The organism is Dyella marensis (assembly GCF_900112865.1).
GTDB lineage: Bacteria > Pseudomonadota > Gammaproteobacteria > Xanthomonadales > Rhodanobacteraceae > Dyella_D > Dyella_D marensis_A.
Genome location: NZ_FONH01000003.1, coordinates 460,215 through 480,860, shown reverse-complemented (window position 1 = coordinate 480,860; position 20,646 = coordinate 460,215). Strand labels below are relative to the sequence as shown.

General features: G+C 67.2%; 21 protein-coding genes and 1 tRNA gene. 13 read left to right on the top strand and 9 right to left on the bottom strand.

Going from position 1 to position 20,646, the window contains the following annotated elements:
* Window positions 1–447 precede the first annotated feature (447 nt).
* Entirely contained in the window at window positions 448–2,613 is a 2,166-nt protein-coding gene (gene fusA, locus BM172_RS07865) for an elongation factor G (protein ID WP_026636311.1), read from the bottom strand.
* 207 nt (window positions 2,614–2,820) lie between these two features.
* On the opposite strand from fusA, the gene fabV reads away from it, so the two are divergent.
* From fabV to BM172_RS07850, 3 genes are all read left to right on the top strand, one after another.
* Window positions 2,821–4,020 (top strand): enoyl-ACP reductase FabV, encoded by a 1,200-nt coding sequence (fabV, locus tag BM172_RS07860; RefSeq protein ID WP_026636310.1) that lies wholly within the window; start codon window positions 2,821–2,823, stop codon window positions 4,018–4,020.
* 198 nt (window positions 4,021–4,218) lie between these two features.
* A complete protein-coding gene (locus tag BM172_RS07855; protein WP_026636309.1) occupies window positions 4,219–4,470 on the top strand; it encodes a GlsB/YeaQ/YmgE family stress response membrane protein in 252 nt (83 codons plus the stop codon).
* Between the two features lie 77 nt (window positions 4,471–4,547).
* Window positions 4,548–4,748: a hypothetical protein gene (locus BM172_RS07850; RefSeq protein WP_026636308.1), complete on the top strand. Its 201-nt coding sequence runs from the start codon at window positions 4,548–4,550 to the stop codon at window positions 4,746–4,748.
* A gap of 70 nt (window positions 4,749–4,818) precedes the next feature.
* On the opposite strand, the gene BM172_RS07845 is transcribed toward BM172_RS07850, so the two are convergent.
* Both BM172_RS07845 and BM172_RS07840 read right to left on the bottom strand, forming a co-directional pair.
* Window positions 4,819–5,163: a hypothetical protein gene (locus tag BM172_RS07845; RefSeq protein WP_026636307.1), complete on the bottom strand. Its 345-nt coding sequence runs from the start codon at window positions 5,161–5,163 to the stop codon at window positions 4,819–4,821.
* 411 nt (window positions 5,164–5,574) lie between these two features.
* Entirely contained in the window at window positions 5,575–6,195 is a 621-nt protein-coding gene (locus tag BM172_RS07840) for a response regulator (RefSeq protein WP_026636306.1), read from the bottom strand.
* A gap of 225 nt (window positions 6,196–6,420) precedes the next feature.
* Here BM172_RS07840 and BM172_RS07835 point away from each other — a divergent pair, with 225 nt between their 5' ends.
* The 3 genes from BM172_RS07835 to BM172_RS07825 all read left to right on the top strand — a co-directional run bounded on the left by BM172_RS07835 (window position 6,421) and on the right by BM172_RS07825 (window position 12,035).
* Window positions 6,421–9,003: an ATP-binding protein gene (locus BM172_RS07835; protein ID WP_081805306.1), complete on the top strand. Its 2,583-nt coding sequence runs from the start codon at window positions 6,421–6,423 to the stop codon at window positions 9,001–9,003.
* 131 nt (window positions 9,004–9,134) lie between these two features.
* Window positions 9,135–10,832: a FecR family protein gene (locus BM172_RS07830; RefSeq protein ID WP_051548945.1), complete on the top strand. Its 1,698-nt coding sequence runs from the start codon at window positions 9,135–9,137 to the stop codon at window positions 10,830–10,832.
* A gap of 51 nt (window positions 10,833–10,883) precedes the next feature.
* Window positions 10,884–12,035: a CHASE2 domain-containing protein gene (locus tag BM172_RS07825; RefSeq protein WP_231504235.1), complete on the top strand. Its 1,152-nt coding sequence runs from the start codon at window positions 10,884–10,886 to the stop codon at window positions 12,033–12,035.
* A gap of 2 nt (window positions 12,036–12,037) precedes the next feature.
* On the opposite strand, the gene BM172_RS07820 is transcribed toward BM172_RS07825, so the two are convergent.
* The 3 genes from BM172_RS07820 to BM172_RS07810 form a co-directional block, all read right to left on the bottom strand.
* Complete coding sequence (locus tag BM172_RS07820; RefSeq protein WP_177218797.1) at window positions 12,038–12,667, bottom strand: response regulator transcription factor; 630 nt, start codon at window positions 12,665–12,667, stop codon at window positions 12,038–12,040.
* 70 nt (window positions 12,668–12,737) lie between these two features.
* Window positions 12,738–13,376 (bottom strand): response regulator, encoded by a 639-nt coding sequence (locus BM172_RS07815; protein ID WP_026636302.1) that lies wholly within the window; start codon window positions 13,374–13,376, stop codon window positions 12,738–12,740.
* A 112-nt stretch (window positions 13,377–13,488) separates the two neighbouring features.
* Window positions 13,489–15,318: a histidine kinase dimerization/phospho-acceptor domain-containing protein gene (locus BM172_RS07810; RefSeq protein WP_177218796.1), complete on the bottom strand. Its 1,830-nt coding sequence runs from the start codon at window positions 15,316–15,318 to the stop codon at window positions 13,489–13,491.
* A 205-nt stretch (window positions 15,319–15,523) separates the two neighbouring features.
* Here BM172_RS07810 and BM172_RS07805 point away from each other — a divergent pair.
* Window positions 15,524–15,599, top strand: a tRNA-Thr gene (locus tag BM172_RS07805).
* Window positions 15,600–15,777: 178 nt separating this feature from the next.
* Window positions 15,778–16,104, top strand: a complete 327-nt coding sequence (locus BM172_RS07800) for a hypothetical protein (protein WP_026636300.1) — start codon at window positions 15,778–15,780, stop codon at window positions 16,102–16,104.
* Window positions 16,105–16,165: 61 nt separating this feature from the next.
* Here the strand turns inward: BM172_RS07800 and BM172_RS07795 are convergent, their stop codons facing one another.
* Window positions 16,166–16,696, bottom strand: a complete 531-nt coding sequence (locus BM172_RS07795) for a hypothetical protein (protein ID WP_143096482.1) — start codon at window positions 16,694–16,696, stop codon at window positions 16,166–16,168.
* Between the two features lie 145 nt (window positions 16,697–16,841).
* On the opposite strand from BM172_RS07795, the gene BM172_RS07790 reads away from it, so the two are divergent.
* Window positions 16,842–17,411, top strand: a complete 570-nt coding sequence (locus BM172_RS07790) for a hypothetical protein (RefSeq protein ID WP_143096481.1) — start codon at window positions 16,842–16,844, stop codon at window positions 17,409–17,411.
* 131 nt (window positions 17,412–17,542) lie between these two features.
* Here the strand turns inward: BM172_RS07790 and BM172_RS22480 are convergent, their stop codons facing one another.
* Together BM172_RS22480 and BM172_RS22475 are read right to left on the bottom strand one after the other, a co-directional pair.
* Window positions 17,543–17,701 (bottom strand): hypothetical protein, encoded by a 159-nt coding sequence (locus BM172_RS22480; protein WP_155964729.1) that lies wholly within the window; start codon window positions 17,699–17,701, stop codon window positions 17,543–17,545.
* Window positions 17,702–17,791: 90 nt separating this feature from the next.
* Window positions 17,792–17,998, bottom strand: a complete 207-nt coding sequence (locus tag BM172_RS22475) for a hypothetical protein (RefSeq protein ID WP_155964727.1) — start codon at window positions 17,996–17,998, stop codon at window positions 17,792–17,794.
* Here BM172_RS22475 and BM172_RS22965 point away from each other — a divergent pair.
* From BM172_RS22965 to BM172_RS07775, 4 genes are all read left to right on the top strand, one after another.
* Window positions 17,958–18,080 (top strand): tryptorubin family RiPP precursor, encoded by a 123-nt coding sequence (locus BM172_RS22965; protein WP_218154628.1) that lies wholly within the window; start codon window positions 17,958–17,960, stop codon window positions 18,078–18,080. The two genes, BM172_RS22475 and BM172_RS22965, sit on opposite strands and share 41 nt — an antisense overlap.
* A 120-nt stretch (window positions 18,081–18,200) precedes the next feature.
* Window positions 18,201–19,235: a cytochrome P450 gene (locus tag BM172_RS07785; protein WP_026636297.1), complete on the top strand. Its 1,035-nt coding sequence runs from the start codon at window positions 18,201–18,203 to the stop codon at window positions 19,233–19,235.
* Between the two features lie 78 nt (window positions 19,236–19,313).
* A complete protein-coding gene (locus BM172_RS07780; RefSeq protein WP_026636296.1) occupies window positions 19,314–19,976 on the top strand; it encodes a hypothetical protein in 663 nt (220 codons plus the stop codon).
* 13 nt (window positions 19,977–19,989) lie between these two features.
* On the top strand, window positions 19,990–20,577 hold the full coding sequence (locus tag BM172_RS07775) for an RES family NAD+ phosphorylase (protein ID WP_081805244.1): 588 nt from the start codon (window positions 19,990–19,992) through the stop codon (window positions 20,575–20,577).
* The last annotated feature ends 69 nt before the right edge of the window (window positions 20,578–20,646 follow it).

Here is a 20,646-nt window from a genome sequence, read left to right as displayed (position 1 = left end):
CGCATGCGGTGGCGCGGAAGTTACCTCGTATTTTCCGGAGCCCGCGTTCGGCAAGAAAAGAAGGCCCCTGTGCGGGGCCGTGAGCTTGCCTCGAACGCAACCGCGAGGTTCTACATCCGGGCAGAACGACGCTCGACTTTCTGCCGCGCAGGGGCCATGGGCAAGGCGTGAAGCCCGGCGAGGGAGCGGGAATCCGGGCGCTGCGTCACGCTTTCAAAAGTACTGCGGCGGACCTCGTTCGCACTGACGGCGCCTTCACGTTGCGCCCGGTATCTAGTCACCCGTCGGGACGGTCTTGACCCCCCTTTCAACCCTCCCGACAGGCTATTTCCCAACGGATGGCCTGGCCCCCGCAAGGGGGCCATTTTTATGGGCGGCACAAAAATGGGCGCCAAAAAAAAGCCGCCGGGCGAACCCGGCGGCTTTTGTCGATCAGGCAGGGCCGACTTACTTGGCGCCTTCCTTCTCCATCAGCTTCGCGACCATGCTGGCCGGCACTTCCTCATAGTGGTCGAACTCCATGGTGAAGGTGCCGCGGCCACTGGTGGCCGAGCGCAGGAAGTTGATGTAGCCGAACATCTCCGCCAGCGGCACGAAGCCCTGCACGAAGGCGTTGGTGCCGCGCTGGCCCTGGTCGCTGACCGAACCGCGGCGGCGGTTGATGTCGCCGATCACGTCGCCGAGGTAGTCGGCTTCGGTGACCACTTCGAGCTTCATCACCGGCTCCAGCAGCTTCGGATTCGACAGCTTGTGCGCTTCGCGGAAGCACGCCTTGCCGGCGATTTCGAAGGCCAGCGCGGAGGAGTCCACGTCGTGGTACTTGCCGTCCACCAGGCGTGCCTTGAAGTCGAGCACTTCATAGCCGGCCACCTGGCCTTCGCGCGACTCCACCGTGATGGCATGTTCCACCGCCGGGATGTACTCGCGCGGCACGCGGCCGCCGACGATCTCGTCGGAGAACACCACGCCGCTGCCCGGCTCGCCACGCTCGAAGATGACCTTCACTTCGGCGAACTGGCCCGAACCGCCGGACTGCTTCTTGTGCGTGTAGGTGTGTTCCACCGTCTTGCCGAACGCTTCGCGGAAGCTCACGCGCGGCTTGCCCATGCTGGCGTCGACGCCCAGCTCCGTGCGCATGCGGTCGATGGTGATTTCCAGGTGCAGCTCGCCCATGCCCTTGAGCACGGTCTCGCCGGTTTCCTTGTCCACTTCGAGCTTCAGCGACGGATCGGCCTTCACCATCTTGTAGAGCGCGGTGGACAGCTTGTCGATGTCGTTGCGGTTCTTCGGCTCCACCGCCACGCTGATCACCGGATCGGGGAAGCGCATGCGCTCCAGCAGCACCGGATGCGCCGGATCGGTGAGCGAGTCGCCGGTCTCGGTTTCCTTCAGCGAGACGAAGGCGCAGATGTCGCCTGCGCGCACTTCCTCGATGTCCTTGGTGGCATTGGCCTGCACTTCGACGATGCGGCCGATGCGCTCCTTCTTGCCGCGGGTGACGTTCTGCAGGGTGTCGCCCTTCTTGATCACGCCGGAGTAGATGCGGCAGAAGGTCAGGCTGCCGAACTGGTCGTTGATCACCTTGAACGCCAGCAGGCGGGCCGGAGCCTCGTCCACCACGCCCTGCTCGCCGACCACGTGGCCGTCTTCGTCGACCAGCGCGATGCCGCCGTTCTCGCCGGGGTACGGCATGTAGTCGACCACCGCGTCCAGCAGCTGCTGCACGCCCTTGTTGCGGTAGGAGGAGCCGCAGAACACCGGCACCAGCTTGCCGCTGACGCAGCCCTTGCGGATCGCCTTCTTCAGCAGGTCCATGCTGAAGTCGCTGCTCTTGACGAAGGTTTCCACGTCGCCCGCATGCAGCAGCTTGTCGAAGGCCTCGTCGTCCATCTCCAGCGCGCGCTCGATGGTCTCCTCGTGCAGCTTGACCAGGTTGGCTACCCACTCGCGGTCGCCCGCGGCGGTGAACTGGCACTTCGGATGGCTGGCGACCTGGTCCAGCGGGATGCTCTCCCAGGTGCTGTCCTTGTCGTCGCCCTGCCACACGTAGGCGACGCCGGCGACGAGGTCGGCCATGCCGATGAATTCGTCGTGGCTGCCCAGCGGGACCTGGCACAGCAGCGCATTGGCGCCCAGGCGGTTCTTGATGCCCTCGACGGCGTGCTTAAAGTTCGCGCCGATGCGGTCCATCTTGTTGATGTAGCACATGCGCGGCACGTTGTACTGGTCGGCCAGGCGCCAGTTGGTCTCGGTCTGCGGCTCGACGCCGGCCACGCCGTCGAACACCACCACGGCGCCGTCCAGCACGCGCAGGCTACGGTTCACCTCGATGGTGAAGTCCACGTGCCCGGGGGTGTCGATCACGTTGATCTGGTGGCCCTTCCACTCGGTCGACACGGCGGCCGACTGGATGGTGATGCCGCGCTTGCGCTCTTGCTCCAGGTAGTCCGTGGTGGTGGAGCCCTTGCCGTCCTTGGTGTCGTGCACGTCGACGATCTGGTGCTTCTTGCCGGTGTAGTACAGGACGCGCTCGGTGGTGGTGGTCTTGCCCGCGTCGATGTGGGCGATGATCCCGATGTTGCGGTAGAGCGAAAGCGGTTTCTGGCGTGGCATACGGCCGTCCGGGTTGGTTGGATTGGAAGAAGGAGATAAAGCTGGGGGCTAAACCTGGAGATTCTAACGGGTTGCCGGCAGGCAGAGCGAGCGGAAGCTGGCGCCGGCATCCCCCCGCCCCCGCCGAACCTACGTGCGAGTACGGGTAAAGCGGCGTTACTTGGCTAAAATGCCCCGCTTTCACGCCCCAAGACGGACCCGAGACTCGTGATCATCAACCCCAAGATCCGCGGCTTCATCTGCGTTACCGCCCACCCCACCGGCTGCCGCCAGAACGTGCTCGAGCAGATCGGCATCACCCAGGCGGGCGGCGCGGTCCGCCCCGGCCCCAAGCGGGTGCTGGTGATCGGCGCCTCCACCGGCTACGGGCTGGCTTCGCGCATTGCCGCGGCGTTCGGCTTCGGCGCGGCGACCCTGGGCGTGTTCTTCGAGAAGCCCTCCAGCGAGGCCAAGCCCGGCACCGCCGGCTGGTACAACAGCTGGGCGTTCGACGAGGCGGCCAAGCAGGCCGGCCTGTACAGCAAGTCGATGAATGGCGACGCCTTCGCCAATGAGACCCGCGCGCGGGCCATCGAGATCATCAAGAACGAGATGGGCGGCCCGATCGACCTGGTGATCTATTCGCTGGCCTCCCCCGTGCGCAAGCTGCCGGACACCGGCGAGGTGGTGCGCTCGGCCCTCAAGACCGTCGGCGAAACCTTTACCGCCACCTCGGTCAACACCGACAAGGACGAGGTCATCCAGGCGTCGGTGGAGCCGGCCACCGAGCAGGAGATCAAGGACACCGTCACCGTGATGGGCGGCGAGGACTGGGCGCTGTGGATCGACGCCCTCAGCCAGGCCGGCGTGCTCGCACCGGACGCCAGGACGATCGCCTACAGCTATGTCGGCACCGAGATCACCTGGCCGATCTACTGGCACGGCACCCTGGGCAAGGCCAAGCAGCACCTGGACAACACCGCCGCCGACCTGCGCCAGCGCCACCCCGGCCTGGACGCCCGCGTCGGCGTGATGAAGTCGGTGGTGACCCAGGCCAGCGCGGCCATCCCGGTGATCCCGCTGTATGTGTCCCTGGCCTTCCGCATCATGAAGGAGAAGGGCATCCACGAAGGCTGCATCGAGCAGGCCAACCGCCTGCTGCGCGAATTCATGTACCGCGCCGACGGCCAGCCCGCGCCGCTGGACGCCGAGGGCCGCCTGCGCCTGGACGACTGGGAGCTGCGCGACGACGTGCAGCAGGCCTGCAAGGCGCTGTGGCCGACGGTGACCACCGCCAACCTCAAGCAGGTCACCGACTACGAAGGCTTCAAGGCCGAGTTCCAGAAGCTGTTCGGCTTCGGCCGCAAGGACGTGGACTACGCCGCCGAGGTCAACCCGGACGTGCATTTCGACGTCGTGCAGCTCTGATCCCGCTGCCGGCAACGGCTTGAGCGAGGGCGCCTCCGCAAGGGGCGCCCTTTTTTCTTTTGCCTCCCCTGCCTGCCGCCCGCGCCTGAACGGCCGCCGCACGAAGCCACGCCGGGGTGCGCGGCTAGGACTTATCTGAAAGAGCCGCCCGCCACCGCTGCCTAGACTGCCGCCCTTCGACAACACGGAGGGCAGGACATGGCACACGGCATTCTGGCGTGGCTGGTCATCGGTGCAGTGGCCGGCTGGCTGGCCGGTCTGGTGATGAAGGGGGGCGGCTTCGGGCTGCTGGTCGACATCGTGGTGGGCATCGTGGGCGCCTTCATCGGCGGCTGGCTGTCGGGCCTGCTCGGCATCAGCCTGGGCGGCGGACTGATCGCCTCGATCGTCACCGCCACGCTCGGCGCGATCGTGCTGCTGTTCGTGGTGCGCCTGTTCCGGCGCGCCTGAGCACGCTCTCCGATCACCAGCAAGGCGGCGCGCGCGGCGGCGGAACGCCATCGCGCGCGCCAGCCGGGGGGCGAATCATGCAGACCATCGTTTACCGCATCCAGGAAGACCCGAACGGCCTGTGGACCCTGTGGACCGGCGACCTGGCGGTCTCGGGCGGCCTGCGCCTGGGCCCGGCGATCCGGCTGGCACGCCTGCTCGCGCGCGAACGCAGCGACGACGACGCGCGCATCGAGCTGGTCAGCTGCGGCCATACCATCGCGGTGGACCGCGGCTAGGCCAACATGGCGGCAATGCGCGGTTCCCGCTGGGGTTCGCTGCGCCCCAACCCACGTCGCCTGCGTCGGCTCAATAAAGCCGCTTGAGCGTCGCCACCGCGCGCCGCAGGATCTCGCCCATCTCGGGGTCCACCGCCATCAGGCGTTCCTCCGTGCGCAGCATCGCCAGCGCCACTTCGTCGTGCAGGGCCGGGGCGCCCCATTCCGCCGCCAGGATGCGTCGCAGCAGCGGCAGGCGGATGCGCGCCAGCGAGATCGCCTCGTCCTGGCGGGTCTGCGCGACCAGCTCGGCCAGTTCGCGCCACAGGGCCATGTCGCGTGGGCTGTGGTAAGGGCGAGTGCGTGAATCGGCGACCAGGCGGAGCACATCGAGCAAGGAACGGCGCCGGATCGGCCAGGCCATGGCGGCGCTCATGCCAACCCGCTCGCGGGCAGCGTCCATACGTCGTTGCGATTCCTGTTCATCAGCATTTCTCGAACTGCCTGGCGCGCCCCTGGGGGCATGGGAATCCCGGCACCCAGGCGCCAGGGGGCTAGAGCCTGGGTACCGCCAGCGTTGACTCGCCGACACACACGCATCCTTGGCATGCGGGAAACCGGGTGCGGCACGGGGAGGCGGATGGCCCGGGAAAAGACCGGCGTACCCCGTGGCACTTGACCGGGTCCATTTTGGTGATGGGGCGCACGCTTTGAATCAGAAAAGTCCTAGCCAGATCAAAGTGCGCATCAAGTCTCATAGAAATAAAAAATCGTGTGCTAGCCGAACGGGCGCGCAACGATGCGCCGGCCACTCGCCGGGCCGGTCGAAATCAGGAAGGGGAAACGGCTACACCAGCCCGTTCGAACGGGCGTAATCGAACAACTGCTTGTCGCCGTCCAGGCCGAGCTTGCGCATAGCGTCGCGCTTCTGCTGGCTGATCGTCTTGACGCTGCGCCCGGTGCGGCGGGCGATTTCCGAGACGGTGACGCCCTGCGCGAGAAAACGCACCACTTCGGCCTCGCGCGGGGACAGCGCACTGGTTTCGTCGCCGCCCTCGATCTGCCGACGGGTGCGCTCGCTGAGATAGACGCGGCCGGCCTTGAGCATGTCGATGGCGAGCATCAGCTCGCGCGTCATCGCCATCTTGTCCACCACGCCGCGCACGCCGGTGGCGAGCATGCCCTGCACCAGGGCGGGGTTGCTCAGCATGGTGAGTACGAGGATGGGCAGCTGCGGCCAGCCTTCGCGCACGCGGGCGAGCATGGCCAGGCCGTCTTCGTCGGGGTTGTCGCCGGGCATGGCGAAATCGGTGATGAGCAGGTCGCAGGGCTCGCGTTCCAGCAGCGCGAACAGCTCCTTGCCGCTACGGGCTTCGCCGACGATGCGGAAACGGTCGCCATAGCCCTGCAGGGCTGCCTTCAACCCCATCAGGACGACGGGATGATCGTCGGAAATGATGACCCGCAACGTGCCCTGCCCTTGCCTGGGAAACCCCCTTGCCCACTGCCCCGGAGGGTTCCTCCCACCGGTCCGTCCGGTTTGTACCGGAACGGCGGCAACAGTAGCATGAACGCGCAGCGCGACATGGACACCGGCCGCCTGCGCCACGGGGAGCATCGCCATCCATGCAGGTCGCCGGCCGCCGGCGCGCCTGCCGTGTCCCCGCTCGGAACCGCGTTGCCCAGGAACGCCATGCCCACCACGCTTCGCCGTTTTTCTTCCAGGCTCGCGTTCCCAAGGCCGGCCGCCGCCGCGTTCGCCCTTGCATGGGTCGACAGCGCCGTCGACAACCAGGCCGTGCCGGTCACCGGCGCCACCCTCATGCTGGCCGGCCTGCTGATCCTGGTCGCGGTGGCGGCGATGGCGCTGGCCTGGCGGCTGCACGGCCAGGCCGGGCGCTTGCGCGATACCGAACACGAACTCGCCGCCGAGCGTGCCGCGCGCCGCGCCGACCAGGGCTTGAGCGAGGTGGTCCAGCACATCCCGGTGGTGGTATTCGCGCTGCGGCGCGATGCCGATGGCACTCGCCATGTGACGTTTTCCGCGGGCGACGTGCAGGCCCTGTTCGGCGTGGACACGGGCGAGCTGCTGCGCGACGGCGACGTATTGCAGGAGCGCCCGCTGCGGGAGCGCATCCACCCGGACGACGCGGACGCCTTCCTTGCGCTGATCTCGCCGATCGGCGACGACCCGGCCCCGCGCTCGCTCGACTTCCGCGCCTTCGGCGCCGGTGGCCTGCGCTGGATCCACGCCATGCTCGCGCCGCGCGCATTGCCGGAAGGCCGGCTCGGCGTGGCCGGCTATTTCATCGACACCACCGAACTCAACGCGCGCAATGAAGCACTGCGCATCGCCCGCGACGTGGCCGAGCGCGCCTCCAAGGCCAAGGCCGATTTCCTCGCCACCATGAGCCACGAGATCCGCACGCCGATGAACGGCGTGATCGGCATGCTCGAACTGCTCGGCCGCACGCCGATCAATGCCGAGCAGCGCGAACTGCTGCACGCGGTGGAGGATTCGGCCGGCGTGCTGCTGCAGGTGCTCAACGACATCCTGGATTTCTCCAAGCTCGAAGCCGGCGACCTGCGCCTGGACGACAGCGCCTTCGACCCGCGCGTGCTGGCCGACAACGTGGTGAGCGTGCTGGCGGCGCGCGCGCAGGCCAAGGGCCTGGCGATCCGCCTGGCGGTGGACGCCACCGTCGCCGGTGCGCTGCGCGGCGACAGCGTACGGCTGCGGCAGATCCTGCTGAATCTGCTGAGCAACGCGATCAAGTTCACCGAGCGCGGCAGCATTTCGGTGCGCCTGATGGTGCTGGGCGACGACGGCGCGCGGCAGCAGCTGCGCCTGAGCGTAAGCGACACCGGCATCGGCATCGCCAAGGACAAGCAGGCGCAGTTGTTCAATCCCTTCACCCAGGCCGAAGCCTCGACCAGCCGCCGCTACGGCGGCACCGGCCTGGGCCTGGCGATCTGCCGGCATCTGGCCACCTTGATGGACGGCTCGGTGGAGCTGGACAGCGAGCCGGGCGCCGGCACCACGGTGACGTTCGACCTGCGCCTGCCGGTGGAACGGCGCGAGGCGACGGCGCCGTCCGCGCTGCGCGGACGGCATGCGGTGGTGCGCCTGGCCGCGCCCGACACCGCGGCGGCGCTGGGCGAACAGCTCAAGTCGCTGGGCCTGACGGTGGAACTGACGCCGCCGGAACAACCGCTGCGCGCCGGCATGGCCGCCAGCCTGCTGTTCGTCGCGCCGGAGGATCGCCTCAGCGAGACGCAGATCAGCTCGCACGTGGTGGCGGTGACGGACGAGGCGATTGCCTCGGGCGGCCTGGCGCAGCGCGGCGAACGCTGGTTCCTCAGCGCCAATCCCCTGCGCTGGCAGGCGCTGCTGCGCGCCTGCCTGGGCGCGCTGGAGCTGCGCGACGAGGCTTATCGGGAAGCGGCCGCCACGGCGCAGGACGACCCGGCGGCGACGCCCGCGCCCTTGCCGGCCCTGCCCGCGCACCGCGGCTACATCCTGGTCGCCGAGGATCACCCGGTCAGCCAGCAGCTGATCCAGCGCCAGCTCGCAGTGCTGGGCCTGGACTGCGATGTGGTGGACAACGGCGCCGACGCCTTCGACGCGCTGTCGGGCCACGACTACGCCCTGCTGCTCACCGACTGCAACATGCCGGGCCTGAGCGGCTACGAGCTGGCCACCGCCTGGCGCCGGCACGAGGCGGAAAGCCGCGCCGCGCGGCGCCTGCCGATCATCGCCATGACCGCCAACGCCCTGGCCGGCGAAGCGGTGCGCGTGCGCGAGGCCGGCATGGACGACGTGCTGGCCAAGCCGCTGCAACTGTTGCCGCTGAGCCAGGTGCTGGGACGCTGGCTGCCGGAAGCTGGCATCGCCACGGCGGCCACGAATCCGGCCGATGCCCGCCCCGGCCGCGCTGCGCCGCCGGCCGGTATTCCCGCGGTCGGCGACAGCCCCGCGCTGCATGCGGACATGCTGCGCGCCTTCACCAGCGCCAGCCGGGACGATCTGCGCGAACTGCGCCGCAGCGTCGAGCACGGCGACCCCGCCGCCGCCGCGCTCGGCCTGCACCGGCTGCTGGGCGCGCTGCAGCTGTTCGACGACGGCCCGCTGCTCGGCCAGGGGCGGCAGCTGCTCGAGGCGCTGCACGGCCCCGCCGCCCCGGACACGCTGGCACGCCTGCCCGGCTATGCCGCCGAGGTGGAGCGGCTGCTGGCCAAACTGAACCGCCTTCCGGCCGATCAAGGGGTTGGTTAGCTATTTTCCTGGGCCTCCGCGACAATGCGCCGTCTGAATTCCGCACGGGCCGATGGATGACTGGACCATCCATCGCCCCGGAGGGACCGCGCGGTGAGCGTCAGGGGGCGCAACAGGAAAGAGGTTTTCCCATGACATACAGGGTTTGGGGGCGGCCCAGGCTCGAGCGCCGGTCGTATACCGCCCCATTCATTGCAAGCATCGTTCTCGCTCTCACGCTGGGCTTCGCCGCGGCCGCGCACGCCGCGCCGTCGTCCGACTGGAGCTACCGGGTCAGGCCCAAGGACAACATCTGGGACCTGGCCACCCGCTACCTGAAGCCGGACGTGTCCTGGCAGAAGCTGCAGGACTACAACCACGTCGCCGATCCGCTGCACCTGCCGCCGGGCATGACCATCCACATCCCGATCGCCTGGCTGCGCCTGGAACCGGCCAAGGCCAAGGTGGTGGCGGTGATCGGCGAGGCCACCGCCAGGCTGCCGGACAACGCGACACCGGTGCCGGTGAAGGCCGGCATGAGCTTCGGCTACGGCGCCAGCCTGAGCACCGGCAACGACACCAGCCTCACGCTGGAATTCGCCGACGGCTCGCGCGTGCTGGTACAGGCCAACAGCGAGCTGGCGCTGGATCGCCTGAGCGCCTACGGCGACACCGGCATGGTCGATACGCGGCTGCGCCTGCAGCGCGGGCGCGTCAACAGCGACGTGCATCCGCTCACCGGCAGCGCGGCGCGCTTCAGCGTGTCCACGCCGGGCACCATCTCCAGCGTGCGCGGCACGCATTTCCGCGTGGTCGCCGATCCCGCGGCCGGCGGCGCGCGTACCGAAGTCACCGGCGGCAAGGTCGACGTGGGCGGCGGGCAGCGGCATGTGCTGGTGCAGTCCGGCCGCGGCGTGGCCACCTCAGAAGGCGCCGCGCCGGGCCAGCCGCAGGATCTGCTGCCGGCGCCGGCCGTGGCCTGCCCGACCGGCCCGGTGAACCAGTTCCCGTTCGAACTGCACTGGCCGGCGCAGGCCGGCGCCGAGCATTACCGCCTGCAGCTGGCGCCGAACGACAAGTTCGAGGCGCTGCTGCTGGACCGCGTGGTCAGCACCAGCACCGCCACCCTGCCCGACCTGCCGGACGGCACCTACGCCGTGCGGGTGCGCGGCATCGGTGCCGGCGGCCTGGAAGGACTCGACGGCGTCTGCCCCACGGTCAGCATCGACGGCACGCCGCAGCCGCCGCTGATCGTGTCGCCGCAGCCGAACGGCAAGGTGCGCGACAAGCGCCCGGAATTCCGCTGGACCGAAAGCGTGCAGGCGGTGTCGTACCAGTGGCAGCTGGCGTCCGATCCGGACTTCGCGCAGGTGCTGGCCGAACAGCCCTCCGCACGCGGCGACGGCACGCGCGCACCGCAGGCGCTGCCGCTGGGCCGCTATTACTGGCGCGTGGCCAGCCGCGACAACAGCGGCAAGGTCGGCCCGTACACGCACGCCCTGCCGTTCGACCTGGTGGAAGAACCGCCGGTGCCGGTGCCGGGCGAGCCGAAGCGCTCCCATGGCGACCTGGTGCTGAGCTGGCCCGGCGGCACGCCCGGCCAGCGCTATCACGTGCAACTGGCGCGCGATCCGCAGTTCGCCAAGCCGGAAGTGGACGCTACCGTCGACCAGCCCGAGCTGGACCTGAAGAAGCTGAAGTCCGGCAAATGGTACGTGCGCGTGCAGACCATCGACGTCGACGGCTACGCCGGCCCATGGAGTCCCGCGCAGAAGACGCGCATCTCCTGCGTATCCTGCCGCTGGGCCATCGCCGGCGGCGGCGCCGCGCTGCTGTGGCTGGCGCTGTGACGCGATGAGCGGCGGCGCCGTCGTGCCTTTCCGTCGACGGCGCCGCCGCGCATGACGCGCTTCCATCCGATGGCGCTGCTGGCGCGCGCGCTGGGCTGGATGATCAGCGTGGCGGCGCTCACCCTGGTGCTGGCCAGCGGCCTGGGCATGCGCCTGGACAACGCCTTCTACGATCTGCACATGCGCCACTGGAGCTACCAGCCCGGCAACGCGGTGGCGATCGTCGCGATCGATCCGAAGAGCCTGTCCGTGCTGGGCAACTGGCCGTGGCCGCGTGCCACGCACGCCAGGCTGCTGGACCGCCTCAGCGCCGCCGGCGTGCGCGCGGTCGGCATGGATATCACCATGGCCGAGCCGGACCTGCGCCACCCGGAAAACGACACCGCGCTGGCGGCGGCGATGCAGCGCAATGGCCGCGTGGTGATGCCGGTGTTTCCCGAGGCGCCCGACCTCGGCGGCACGCTGGAAGAAATGCTGCCGACGCCGCAGCTGGCCGGCGCGGCCGCGGCCTTCGGCCACGTCGACGCGGCGAAGGACGAAGACGGCGTGGTGCGCGGCTCCTATCTCAAGGCCGGACTGGGCAGCCCCTACTGGCCGGCGCTCGCGCTGGCGGTGCGCGACTTCGGACAGGCCGGCGCGAAGCCGCCCGATCCGCCCAGCCTGCACCGCTCGACGCTGGAAGGCGCCTCGCCTTATCAATGGCTGCGCGACGACTACGTCATGCTGCATTTCGCCGGTCCCGCGGGCAGCTTCGACCAGGTGTCGTATGTCGATGTGCTGGAAGGACGCGTACCGGCATCCCTGCTCAAGGATCGCTGGGTGCTGATCGGCGCCACCGCCGCGGGCCTTGGCGACCTGCTCGACACCTCGGCGTCCGGCGGCAGCGAGCGCATGCCCGGCGTCGAGTACCAGGCCAATCTGCTCGAATCGATGCGCACCGGCACCACGCTGGCGCCGCTGAATTTCAGCGGGCAGCTGCTGGTCGGCGCGCTGCTGCTGGCGTTGCCGTTCCTGCTGTACGGGCTGCCCGGCTTCCGTTCGCCGTGGCCGGTCGCGCTGCTGGCGCTGGCGGCGTGCTTCCTCGCCAGCGTGGGCCTGCTGCGCGAAGCCCGCTGCTGGTGGCCGCCGACGGCCTGCGCCCTGGTGATCCTGGCCTGCGCCGGCGCGTTCGCCCTGCTGCGAGGCGCGCAGCGGCGCGGCTGAGCTCACTCGACGATGCGATGCTGGCGCGCCAGCTCGATCACGTCGCGGATGTTCGCCAGGCCCAGCTTGTCCATCAGGTTGCGCTTGTGCGCGCTGACGGTCTTGTTGCTGATCGCCATGTGCCGCGCGATGTCGATGTTGGACATCCCCAGGGCCAGGCAACGGAACACTTCGAACTCGCGCCGCCCCAGCTCGCGCAGCGGACTTTGCGCGCCCTTGCAGCCCAGGCTGGCCGCGGCGTCCATGATGCCGCGGCTGAAATAGATCTTGCCGCGCACGATCAGCTGCGCCGCCGCGACCACGTCCTCCATCGGCGCGCTCTTGTGCACGAAGCCATCCGCGCCGGCGCGGAACGCGCGCACGCCGCTGACCGTTTCCTCGCCGGCGGAGATCATCAGGATGGCCAGCGGCCGGCCGCTTTCGCGCAGGCGGCAGATCACCTCGATGCCGTCCAGCTGCGGGATGTCCAGGTCGATGACGAGCAGGTCCGGCTGCAGTTCCGTGGCGACCGAGAGCGCCGACTGGCCGTTGCCGCATTCGGCCAGCACCTTGAACTCCCCGCTCCGTTCCAGCATGGCGCGGAGCGCCCCGTTGACCATCGGGTGATCGTCGACGACGACGGCAGTAAACATGTCGCGGCATACCTGTAGTGATTCGCCATGGCCGGCGGCCACGGAAGACAAGACGAGGGCGGGAAAGCCGTCAGTAGCCCACCTCGGTCGCATAGGCATAGATCTCCATGTCGGAGCGCAGGCCCAGCTTCTTCATCGCGTCGGTCTTCTGCTTGCTCACCGTCTTCACGCTGCGATCCAGCTTGCGCGCGATCTCGGTCACGCTCATGCCGGCGACGAGCAGGCGGATGATTTCGCCCTCGCGCTCGGTCAGGCGGTTGACCGAATGGGCGCCGAAGCGCGCCAGCCGGCCTTCGAAGGTGGCGCTGACGAAGACATGGCCGGTTGCCGCCAGGCGGACCGCGGTATGGATTTCGGCCATCGCGGTGGACTTGTCCACGATCGCCTTGACGCCCGCGGCAAGCAGCGCCTGCAGCAGGCCGACGTTGCGCAGCATGGTCAGCACCACGATCGGCAGCTCGGGCCTGAGCGTGCGCAGCCGCTCGATCAGGCGGATGCCGTCGGGCGAGCTGTCGCTGGGCATGATGTAGTCGGTGACCACCGCGTCGCATTCGACCCGGCTGAGCAGGGACAGCAACTCCACCGGGCAGGAGGCCTCGCCGACGACCCGGATGTCGCTCCCGCCCAGTACTGCCATGACTCCCCTGCGAATGATCGGATGATCGTCCGCCAGAATGATCCGGATATTCGCGTCGTTGGTGATGTTCACTGAATCTCCTTGGCTTGGATGCGCCCGGGTGGCGGATAGACCGACCCCCATGCCGGTTCCGCCGTTGCGTGGTATCGGAAGAAGGCGGTGATGGGCCTTCCGTGTGAGGCGTTCAAAGTTCTAGTGCCGCACTGGATACTTTTCCATGCGACACATCCGAAATAACCATCGTATTGTTCGTAATTGCGGTGGCTTCGCACGTATTCCCGTGCAGGGATTCGATGAAACAGGTCAGATAAGTACGCAATGCTTCGGCGCGCTCGATCACTTCGTCCCGGCCCCGGCCGAGTTCGAGCGCCGTCGCCATGCTGGCCAGCCGTTGCGCACCGAAGAACGAACCCATGCCGGAGAGGTAATGCGCCGCCTCGCGCAGGCGACTCGTATCGCCGGCGTCGAGGTTGGCCTGCAGGCGTTGCTCCTCGTTGCGGACCAGGTGCAGGTAATCGGCGATGGCGCCAGCGTCGTCGCCGAATACGTCGGCGAGCCGCCGCGCGACGTGGCCGGCATCTTCCTGCGCCAGCCGGGCCAGCTCTGCCACCTCCAGGGATTGCGCACCGCCGCCGGTTTCGTGGCGTGTCTCGTCCGCCGCCAGCGGCAGGGAGCCGTGCATGACGAAGCGCGGCCCGGTCCCTCCGCTCCCCTGCTCCCTCAACGAGAAACCCATCGACTCGCACAACTTGCAGGCCGCGATCCACGCCAGCTGGTTGCCATGGCTCGCGGGTGCGGAAGCCTCGGCTTGCGCCGCCGTGGCCGGAAGCGGCGCCAGCACCAGCTCAATCGACTGCCATTGCGCGCCCTGGGCGAGCACGCGGACGTCCCACCGCGGCGCGCGGCCCAGGCCGAGGGAAAAATAATGGACCAGCAACTTGCCCAGGGCCCTGCGCAGCGCATGGCCGTCGCCCATCAAGCGGGGCGCCAGGCGCTCGTCGAGGTCAAGCACGCCACCGCCCGTCCCATGCTTCGCCAGCAGGCCGGCAAGCAGCCCGCGCAGGTCGATCGGCTGGTCAGGCCTCACAGTGCCCTCCGTTTCCAGCCTGGCCAGCGCCAGCAAGTCGTCGAGGATGTCCTGCAAGGCGCGCGAGGCGTTTTCCGCGCCGCTCACCAGGGCGCGCTGCCGCGTGGTGAGTTCGGCATACCCGAGCAGTTCGAGCGCCCCCATGATGCCGGTCAGCGGTGTGCGGACATCGTGGCTGACCGCGGAAAGCAGCGCATGGTCCAGGACCGTGCGGGACGGCACGCATGCCGTTTCCGCCGGACGGGGCGGACGATCCGCGGCCACCACGATGCCCAGCAAGGCCACGCCGTCGAGGCGCGGCCCCATCGCGATCAGCCATAGCCGGAACGCACGCGCGCCATGCCGCGCGTCGGACAGGATCAGGTCGTCGCTCGCCGACGTCGCGCTGCGGATCACCTGCAGGTGCGCGGCGTGCATGCGCTCGCAGTCGAGGTCCAGATGTCTCGTCTGCGCCAGGTCGCGCCCGATCAGGCGCTGCGCCTCGATACCGAAGGCATCTTCGTAGGCACGATTGACCGCGAGATAGCCGCCGCTTGCATCCTTGCAGAACGCCGGGAAAGGCATGGCGTGGAAGATCGCTTCGTACCGGTCGCTCCCCGCTTCGCGCCGGCGCCGCGCGCTCGCCTGCTCCCTCGCGTGGCGGCGCAGGGACCAGGCCATCGCGCCCACGCCCAGCAACACCATGCCCAGGGCGGCATGCACGAACCAGCCCTCCGGCGCTTCGACCGCGGACGCGAACGCAAGCGCCGACAGCTCGTTCGCCGAGCGCGGCCTGGCACCGATCCATGCCATCACGCCCGGCCTCCCCATGCACATCTCGATAGCCATGAGACGCATTGCCAGAATTCCCCTCCCGCCGCCTGAGCGTTCCTGCCCGGCAGCTGCCTGGATCACCGCGGTTGCGGCGCCTCGATGCTCCTCGGTCATCCGCGAGGGAATCCCGTGATCGCTGCGCCTACGCATGGCCTGACTCGGCTTGCAGGCATTCTGGAACGGACCGCGGCCTGTACGGCATGAGGATCAGTCCGAAAAACCGGGCGATCGACGTAACCTTCTGAATCGCTCGGCAAAAGCCGCACCGCGCCTGGCGCTTGCGCGCCCGGGGGCCGTTACGTAAAATTCGCGGCTCGCTGCCGGAATAGCTCAGTTGGTAGAGCGGCGCATTCGTAATGCGTAGGTCGTAGGTTCGATTCCTATTTCCGGCACCATCTTAAAAATCAGAAAAGCCCTGGAAATCGAACCTTCCAGGGCTTTTTTGTTTTGACGCATGCCACCCCGGCCCGACGCTGCCGGGGTAAAAACGACGATTCCAACCGCCTTGGCCTCGGCTCACCCTGGCATTGCCGCTTGCGGCGATCGTCGAAACATCGAAGGCAACCGACCCGCATGCTGGACATCTATTACGTGCCCGCCTTCGTCATGGACATGCCGCAGCATCCGGGCGATCTCGAACTCGCCGGGTCCATGGATCTGGACGCACATCGCTCGCTCGCCGGCTTGTTCGACAGGGGGCGTCAGGCCGGTGCGGAACTCAGCTACTTCGAAGACTCGATGCTGAAGCCCGCGCAGGTAGCGGTGTTGCTGGAAACCTTCACGGCGAACGCAGGCGAACTGGAAGGGAATCAGCCTGGCCTTGCCGCATTTGACGTGATGCACGCCCTTCTCAAAGCCGCAGTGAGCAGAGGTGTGGGGCTGGCCGCCTTCGGTGATTGAGCATCTGGCCGCCGCCCATCGAGGACCGACCGGCCGCCGGGAAGGCTGTGATCTCAGCAGCCTATCTGGCGAAGTCCGGCGCCGGCGGACATGCATGCTGGACGACCTCGAGCCGCACGATGTCGTTGCGCGCCAGCAGATCATCGCGGACATAACCTACCCGCACCCATGAATCCGCATGGACAAGGCCGCCGTCCGGCTCGACCGCGTGATAACCAAGCCGGATCTCGTCTGCGCCGTAATCGAATCGCTGCCCCGCCACGGACCATTGCTCCACGCCGGAATCGGCCTCGCTCGGATTGGCAAGCCCTGGATGGAACTGATCGAGGCAGCCCTCGACACTGGCGAAGCCACCGCTCAGGACCTGTGCCTTCACCGCGCGGACATGGCGGATCTCATGCGCCATCAACCAGCACATGATCGCGGTGACGGCCAAAGCGGCCAGAAGGTAGAACCATGCGCCTTTTCTTCCGTCGCGAACGAGATACAGCATGCAAGCGCACACGCCCAGGCCGATCATCGCGAAGCTGAGATAGAAGAGATAGGCCGGGCCGATCTGATCCGGGTTTCGAGCTAGATCGAAAACGTCCAAGAACGCATCCTCCATGAATCGACCGGATGGGTCATAGTCAAACCAAGCTCGACGCACCGCCACCCGTGGATTGGAAGGCTACCAAACGGATGGCTCGTATCGGCCAGCAGTCGTTCCTGCCAACCGGGTCAATCCAGAGATCGCCATGCTCACACTGCAACCATCAGGCACCCGGCTCGACTCAAATTCGAGCCAGGCTTTGACGAATCCATCGAGCAGCGCGCCGGCGAAGAGCATGCCGTCACGCAAGAAGCGCCGCGCGGGGTTATGGGCCTGCGCGGGCATGCTGGTTCTGCTCTGCGAGTCGCAGGCGCTGGCCGATGACAAGGACGCCATCACCATCCTGGACGTATCGCCATCGCTCTACCGGCCTGCTCCGGGGGCACCCGGCGTGGCCAGCGACGAAGATGCATGCAAGGCATGGTCGCTGGACAAGCAGCAGGCGGCATCGGTGTGGCGCCTGAGCCGCAAGCTGCGCGAAGGCGAACTCCACGACTACTACTGGCTGCCATGCTCGATCAAGGGGCATGCGCGGATCCAGGGAGCGACCTGGGAATTCGAGATCAACGCTGCCGGCACCAGTACCTGGCGCAACGGCAATGCAACGCACCTGATGGGTTGCTCACAGCTCGCCTGCAAGCCGCTGATCATCTTGATGCCTGACCGGGACCAAGAGCCAGGGCGAGACGAAAACGGCCACCCGTCAGCCTCCTGATGAAGGCGCTCGATCCGGCATGGCGCGAATCAATGTCCCATGCCTTCCATGCATCGTAGTTTCTTCAGGTCATGCATAGGCTGGAGTGATAGCCGCCTACGCATGCGGGATGGATAGAAGGCCATGACCCGTCAGCCGCGCCATCTGTCGCAATATTCCGCATCGTGGTATTGCCGGCATGCCTCATACCGATCGCGACGATGCTCATGGTAGTCGTCGCGCCGATCCACTGAGATGCAGCCGCTGAGCAGGCCGGCACAAGCAAGAGCGACGAGAAGCAGTTTCTTCATGGGAGTCATTCCAAGGCAGGAGTCGCCATGCTCTTTCCGGGCGATTAGGAATTGATTAGCCGGCGTGAACACTCTGCCGCGATGACACTTTCACACCGCGAACACCCACACCTCTCCCTTTTCTTCCGGCGGCCCATCGAGACCAGATTTCTGGCCCACCCGCACAATCCCGTCGCGTCCCTCTGACATAGCTTCATCGACGGCCGGTCGATCCAAGCGATCTTTCCGGTTCGCAAGGAACGCCATCGCCGCAGGGATGCACGACATCGAACGTCTCACTGAAAAGGTGCCTTTCATGAAGAAGACTCTCTTTGCCATCAAGAACCTGGTGGCGCGCGAGAAAAGCTTGAAGGACTACGCCTGGTACATCTGGTACTGAGCGATCGCGTGTGTTCTCTGAGCTAGAGAACACACGCCTTTCGATCCGCCTGCGTCCGGCGATGGCTGTGCCATCGGACATCGCCGGATGCTCCGCCGACCCTCAAGGCCCTCGACCGCCATGCCACCGATCGCCAGGCACGTTCGCTCCACTGTCTTCGCCTCCCGGCTCCAGGCACTCCTGCGCGAGCATGCCGGCGACGATCTGTTCCGGCTGGATGCCAACACGGTCGGCGTCGCCGGCCCGGACTTGATCGACCGGGTCCTTAAGGCCAGGCCGGCCACCGAATTCGAACGACCGACGTTCAAACCCCTGCATGGCCGCTCCATCCCGCGCCCGGATGCCTTGAAGTCCATGCAGGCGATTGCGCGCGACGTGCGTGCCGCGCTGAAGAAGCCCGTACCGGACGATGTCGATCTCTCCGGTCCATGGCCGCACGTCGGGCACGTCTATCTGCGCGACCTGATTCTGGGTGAGGATCCGCGCCGGCTGCGCTTCCTGATGGATCGCATCCTGGAACTGACGCCCAAGCTGACCTGGGCGGTCGTCGCCACCGGTGCGCTGTTCCCGCTGCGGCCGCGCCCGCAGGCCTCCGCGCTCGCCGTGGCCACGGCGGCCGCGACGAGCTATCACGACCGCCGCTACGCCATGGGCATGTACCGGCGGACGGCCGCGCCGGTCTGCTTCACCATTTCCACTCTGGTGGCCAACGCCATCTGGCTTGGCGCTCCGTTCGGCGATGGCCTGTCGAACCGGCACATCCTGTATGAAACGCTGCGGCTGCTGCCGCCGTCGTGGAACATCCTGCGCAACGCCTCGCCGGAATACACGGCGATCGATGCCCGCATCGGTCCGGCGGACGACGTGCTGATCCTGCCGCTGGTCAGCCATCGCGCTCCCGCACTCTGGGACGACCCGGACGAATTTCTGCCGGAGCGCTGGAAGCATCTCTCTGCCGACGACCTGCCCGGCTACCTTCCCTTCGGACACAAGTCCGAGCGCTGCTGGGGACAGCACATGGTGCTGCCGCTAGCGGAGATGTTCCTCGACCTGTTGCGCCGGCAGCGGCTTACCGTCAGCCCGCGCCAGACGGTCGCCCACGTACCGCTGGCCGGGCTGCTTGGCGTGGCGGAGGTTCAGGTGGCGCCGCTTTAGGGAGAAACCATGTGGCCACAGGCAGGGTTGATTAAGTTGCCGTGGTTGACAAAGTTGACAAAGAGATGGGTTCGACTTATGGTGGCCTCGTTCCAAAGCGACGAGGCAGGCGCCATGTACCCCACTCTTCCTCCTTCGGAATCCGCGAGCGTCAGTGAAGTACTCCACCGCATTGCCGACTCCGCCCACCGGTTCCTCAAAGGCATCCGCAATCTCTCGGACCAGCAGCTGATCCATGCCGCGCGCGACAGCGCGGCCGATATCCAGCTCCAGCCCCAGGCTGCAGAAGATGTGCGTCGACTTGGTCTGATATTGGACGAGATCCAGCGCGCGCAAAGCAGGCTCTCGAACGACAATGCGATCAAGGCAGCCAAGGCGCGTTCGGACAAGATCAAGCAGGAACTGGTGGCTTCCGGCGAAGTGCTCGTTTCCAAGGACTTCGCCGAGCTTGCCGGCATCAGCCGGCAAGCCGTGCACAAGGGCCTGCAGGCCGGTACCTATTTCGCCCTGCAGCCAGGCGGCAGGGAGCTCTACTACCCCGCATTCCTGGCGGACAAGGAACTGCGCGCCCTTGGCTTGACCGATGCACTGAACATCCTGGCAGACGAAACGCCTTGGAATAAATGGCTTTTCTTTACCACCCAACTTGGATCGCTCGCCGGCAGGACGCCTTTGCAGGCCTTGCGCGACCGTGCGAAGGAGCCCGTGCTGACCGCGGCACGCGCCTATCGCGAGCGCTGAACATGGACGTTCGATGGCATTGCCCCAACCCGATCCCGATTTCGACCGATTCGTACTAGGGCTTACTGCAGTCGAATCCTCTGATCTCATTCGGATCAGCAGATATCCCGCCACCGAACCCTATTTCAGCAGGAGCAAAGGCCATCGATTCGACGACCCCTTGCAAAGCTATGGCGTCTGCTACGCCGGCCAGACCCTGGCCGGCGCCTTCGCAGAAACCTTGCTGCATGATCTTGTCCCGACTCGCGGGGCCTATCTGCTCGATGAGCGGTCCTTGCGCGACCGCCACGCCATCCTCTTTGCCGGCGACATCATCCAGCTGGCCGAATTGACCGGCGCGCACCTCAAGCGCATCGGCGGCACGAACGACATCTCGTCCGAACTGCCATACGACACGACCCAGCGATGGTCGCGGGCCGTGCACGACCACCCCGCCAAGGTCGGTGGACTCGTCTACGTTTCGCGCCATATGAACGACCAGCGCGCCTTCGCCCTGTTCGACCGGGCCAGGCCTCTCATCGACGGCGCCGAATCGATTCCACTGGTGGATCATCCGGACCTTGCCGCTACGCTGGACATGTTCAACGTCATGCTGATGTAGCGGAAATTCCCGCATAAAAAAGGCCCGCTTCACGCGGGCCTTTTTTTGTTCGGCTCGACGACGCGCGCA